We start from the raw sequence: 4,474 nt of genomic DNA on the forward strand, positions 1-4,474 counted from the left end.
TGGGGCTCTATCTGATGGCCTTCAGCCTGGGGCTGAGCGGCTGGCTGGTGCTGTTGGGGGGTGCCCTGGTCGTGGCCGCCGCGGCCCTGGCGTACCCGCTGTTCTGGCGGGATGTGCTGCGCCTCAAGCTGTTCTGGGTGAGCCTGGGGCTGAGCCTCTACCTGGTGGTGCGTGCCTGGGTCGGCGGCGGCCCGGCGGCGCTGGTCGAGGAGCCGCTGTGGGGGCGGCTGCTGGCCGTCACGGGGCTGGCCAGCCTGCCGCTGGCCTGGTGGCTGGCGCAGTGTCGACTGCACTGGCACTGGCTGATTGGCACCGTGCTGGCGGGCGGCGGTGTGGCCTTCACGCTGAGTGCCAACTGGTCGAGCCTGGAGCACGGCCGGTTCAGCAATCCCTGGGCCTGGGGCGAGCCGGCGCAGATGGGCTTCATGGCCAGCACGGGCCTGGTGGTGCTGCTGGCCGTGCTGCTGGTGGGCCTGCAGCGCCTGGGGACCGGCTGGCGGCCTGCCGCCCAGGTGATGTTGGCCATGCTGCTGGCGGTGCCGAGCGTGATCATACTGATGGGCACCGGCTATACCACGGCGTGGCTGGCGGCGGGGTCTGGGGTGACCCTCTATGTGCTGGCCACGCCCGTGCTCGGCAAGCACCAGGGGCACAGGCTGGGCCGGCTTGGCCTGACGGCACTGCTGGCGGTGCTGGTGCTCGGCGTGGTGAGCCACGAATGGCTGCTGCCGCACTCCCTGCCGCTGGTGCAGCGCCTGGTGGAGCCGCTGCAGGCCTTCGGCCTGATGCTGAACGGCGAGACCGAACAGGCGCGCGCCCTGCACGCCGGCATGGTGGATCGCCTGGCCCTCTGGCAGCAGGCCTGGCAGGTCTTCCGCGAGCACTGGCTGGTGGGCACCGGCCAACTGATGCCCGCTGAGGGGGCGAGGCCGCTGGCCCGCTATGGCGGCTACTATTCCCTGCTGGCCAGCACCGCCACGGCCACCGGCGCCGTTGGGTTGCTGGGGTTCGTGACCGTGGCCGTGCTGCCGCTGCGGGCCCTGCTGTGGGCCAACCTGCGGCGCCACTGGCATGCGGTGTGGGGGCTTGGCATCCTCAGCTGCTTCGTCACGGTGATGGTGCTGTGCCTGTTTTCCATGCCGCTGCGCTTCGTCGGCCCCACCGGCATTATCGTGCTGCTGACCGCCGCCATGCAGATGGCGGTGTTTCATCGCGACTGGTTGAACCGGCGCTCGGGGTCAGGCCCTTGAGTAAATGGTGGCCTCTTGGGTCTGGGGCGCGGGGTGCGTTCTGGTTGATGTTTCTTTTCAGGGATCTTTTGGATGTTGGACATGGATAACGTGCGCCTGGGCGTGATCGGCCTGGGTTATGTGGGCCTGCCGCTGGCGGTGGAGTTCGGCAAGGTGTTGCCCACCGTGGGCTTCGATATCGATGCCCAGCGCATCGGTGAACTGCGCGACGGGATCGACCATACCCGGGAAGTGGAGCCCGAGCTGCTGGCCGCATCGCGTCAGCTGCGCTTCGAGAGCGAGCTCGAGGCGCTGCGCGGGTGCAATGTGTATATCGTCACCGTGCCCACGCCCATCGATGCCAGCCGTCGCCCGGATTTGACGCCACTGATCCGCGCCAGCGAGACCCTGGGCCAGGTGGTGGGGCAGGGCGATGTGGTGATCTATGAATCCACCGTCTACCCCGGTGCCACCGAGGAGGCGTGCCTTCCGGTGGTGGAGCGGGTTTCCGGCCTGACCTATAACCAGGACTTCTTCGCCGGCTACAGCCCGGAGCGCATCAACCCGGGCGACAAGGAACATCGAGTGACCTCCATCATGAAGGTGACCTCGGGCTCCACGCCGGAGGTGGCCGCCTTCGTGGATGCGCTCTACGGCAAGGTGATCACCGCCGGTACCCACCTGGCGAGCTCCATCGCCGTGGCCGAGGCCGCCAAGGTGATCGAGAATACCCAGCGCGACGTGAACATTGCGCTGATCAACGAGCTGGCGGTGATCTTCAACCGCCTGGGGATCGACACCGAGGAGGTGCTGGAGGCCGCCGGCACCAAGTGGAACTTCCTGGCGTTCCGCCCGGGGCTGGTGGGCGGCCACTGCATCGGCGTGGACCCCTACTACCTGACCCACAAGGCCCAGCAGGTGGGCTACCACCCGGAGATGATCCTCGCCGGACGGCGCCTGAACGACGGCATGGGGGCCTATGTCACCAGCCAGCTGATCAAGCAGATGATCAAGCGGCGCCTCCATGTGGATGGGGCGCGGGTGCTGGTGATGGGCCTCACCTTCAAGGAGAACTGCCCGGACCTGCGCAACACCCGGGTGGTGGACATCATCAATGAGCTGGCCGACTACGGGGTGACGGTGGATGTCTACGACCCCCAGGTGAACAAGGACGAGGCCGAGAGCGAGTACGGCATCCGCCCGGTGGAGGCCCCCGAGGCCGGCGCCTATGACGCCATGATCCTCGCCGTGGCCCACCGCGAGTTCCGCGAACTGGGCGTGGACGGCATCCGCGCCTGGGGCAAACCCGAGCATGTACTCTATGACCTCAAGTACCTGCTGCCGAAGGAACGCGTTGATCTGAGGTTGTAGCCCTGAGGGTCAGACCCTTAAATCCCCTTAAGGGTCTGGCCCCGATGCTAGCGGTATCCCGTGACGGTGCCGGGGTAGCCGTCTTCGGTGCCCGGGGCGGCATCATTGGGTGAGCCCACCGCGACCGTGCCGGCCTTCACGGCCAGTGAGCGGCCGAATTCGTCGTAGGCGCTGGGCTGTGGACGAGACAGCCTGCCGCTGAGGCGCCATTGGCCGTCCTTCGGGGCGTACACGAAGACGGCGCCGGCATCTCTGGCGTCTGCGTCATCCCGTGGCGAGGCCACCAGCGCCATGCCGTCCGTCAGCGCCACCGCCGCGCCGAACTGGTCCGAGCGATTCGGGGTGTCCGACTGGAGCCGAGTCTGCGCGGCCCAGCTGCCGTCCTGCTCCGTGTAGAGGAACGCGGCCCCCTCCGGGTCGCCTGCGGCATTCTTGGCAAACGGCGCGCCGATCAGCACGACACCGTCCGCGAGGGAGACGCTGGCGCCGAAGCTGCTGCGTTCGCCGAGGTCCTCCGAAAAGCGGGCGATCTGTGACCATGCTCCCTGGCGATGCTCGAAGAGGTAGGCCGAACCACTGCCGGCGGCGCCCACCAGGGCCCTGTCGCCGTGCAGGGCCACGGCACTGCCCAGGCGTTCGCCCTCTTGCGGGGTCTCCACCTGCAGCGGATCGGCTTCGCGCCAGCGACCGTCTTCCTGGCGTTCGTACACCATGACGATGCCGCTGTCGCGGGCGCCGGCATCATAGCCGGGGGCGCCGGCCAGCAGGCGTGCTGCCGTCATGTCCAGCGTGCTGCCGAAGAAGGTGAAATCCTGGCTTTCGGGGAGCAGGAAGCGCTGCCGTTGCGGCCAGTCGTCACCGTCTTGGTGGAACAGGTAGACAGCGCCGGCGCCAGCGTAGACACCGGTGCCACCGGCGGCCAGCCAGTCGCCCGCCAGGGCGACGTCGGAGCCGAAGTGGGCATCCACGCCCACGTTCTCCAGATGTAACACGCGGGTTCTCTGCCAATCACGCCCGGTGTGCTCATAGAGGTAGACGGCACCGGCGCCGTCGGTGGGGATAGCCACGCCCATGGCACCGACGGCGGCGCGGTTGCCGTCCAGGGCTACCGAGGCGCCGAATCTGTCGCCGTCGGCGGCTTCCTCGGGCGCCCACACCGTCGCTGGCGCTGCCAGCAGCTCGGTGGGGCCAGCCATGACCGCGGGGGCCGCCAGGGCGGCAGTGAGCGCGATACCCATGGGGCAGAAGCCTGCGCGGAGGCGCCGAATCGCATGGAGAACAGGGTGGGGCGATGAGAGCATTTGGAGGCCTTCCTTGTTTCGGCGAGTGGGTTGGCGGGGTCAGCCCCTTACGTGTGCTTAAGGGGCTGACCCTGGGGCCTCCCTACGAATCATACGGTGACCCCCAGCTCCGCCTCTTGTCGCATAAGCCGGCGGAGCCTGTCCATTCGGCCCGCCGGTCAGGAGACGAAAACTGGCCTGCATCGCAATGAGGCAACAGGATCTCGGTACGCCGTGCGTGCCGGGTGCCATGCAGGTTGAACGCAACCCCGAAGCGCTCGCTCTGGATATCCGGAAAGCCTTCCTCGATTTCCATGCGCCTGGTGTAGAGCTGGGCGACTACAACGTGGCGGTGGATGTCTTTGATCCCCCGGTGAACAAGGCCGAGGCCGAGGCCGAATACGGCATCCGCCCGGTGGCGCAGCTCGGCGCCGGCGCCATGATCCTCGCCGTGGCCCACCGCGCATTCCGCGAGCTGGGCGTGGATGGCATCCGCGCCTGGGGCAAACCCGAGCATGTATTCTACGACCTCAAGTACCTGCTGCCGAAGGAAAGCGTTGATCTGAGGTTGTAACCCTGAGGGTCAGACCCTTA

General features: G+C 67.7%; 4 protein-coding genes. 3 read left to right on the forward strand and 1 reads right to left on the reverse strand.

What is annotated here, in order from left to right:
* On the forward strand, nucleotides 1-1,250 hold a 1,250-nt coding region (locus tag RI841_RS14715), incomplete at its 5' end, for an O-antigen ligase family protein (protein WP_310706384.1).
* A 72-nt stretch (nucleotides 1,251-1,322) separates the two neighbouring features.
* A complete protein-coding gene (tviB, locus tag RI841_RS14720) occupies nucleotides 1,323-2,600 on the forward strand; it encodes a Vi polysaccharide biosynthesis UDP-N-acetylglucosamine C-6 dehydrogenase TviB (RefSeq protein ID WP_310706385.1) in 1,278 nt (425 codons plus the stop codon).
* Nucleotides 2,601-2,647: 47 nt separating this feature from the next.
* Here tviB and RI841_RS14725 read toward each other — a convergent pair whose 3' ends face one another.
* Nucleotides 2,648-3,838 (reverse strand): FG-GAP repeat protein, encoded by a 1,191-nt coding sequence (locus RI841_RS14725; protein ID WP_310706386.1) that lies wholly within the window; start codon nucleotides 3,836-3,838, stop codon nucleotides 2,648-2,650.
* A 292-nt stretch (nucleotides 3,839-4,130) separates the two neighbouring features.
* Here RI841_RS14725 and RI841_RS14730 point away from each other — a divergent pair, with 292 nt between their 5' ends.
* Entirely contained in the window at nucleotides 4,131-4,454 is a 324-nt protein-coding gene (locus RI841_RS14730; RefSeq protein ID WP_310706387.1) for a hypothetical protein, read from the forward strand.
* Nucleotides 4,455-4,474: the final 20 nt, after the last annotated feature.

The sequence above is a fragment of the Halomonas sp. genome (genome assembly GCF_031581305.1).
GTDB lineage: Bacteria > Pseudomonadota > Gammaproteobacteria > Pseudomonadales > Halomonadaceae > Halomonas.

What these genes read in the sequence shown, in the direction of transcription:
- tviB (WP_310706385.1), top strand. Translation starts at nt 1,323, where the DNA reads ATGTTGGACATGGATAACGTGCGCCTGGGCGTGATCGGCCTGGGTTAT.
- RI841_RS14725 (WP_310706386.1), bottom strand. Translation starts at nt 3,838, where the DNA reads ATGGGTATCGCGCTCACTGCCGCCCTGGCGGCCCCCGCGGTCATGGCT.
- RI841_RS14730 (WP_310706387.1), top strand. Translation starts at nt 4,131, where the DNA reads ATGCAGGTTGAACGCAACCCCGAAGCGCTCGCTCTGGATATCCGGAAA.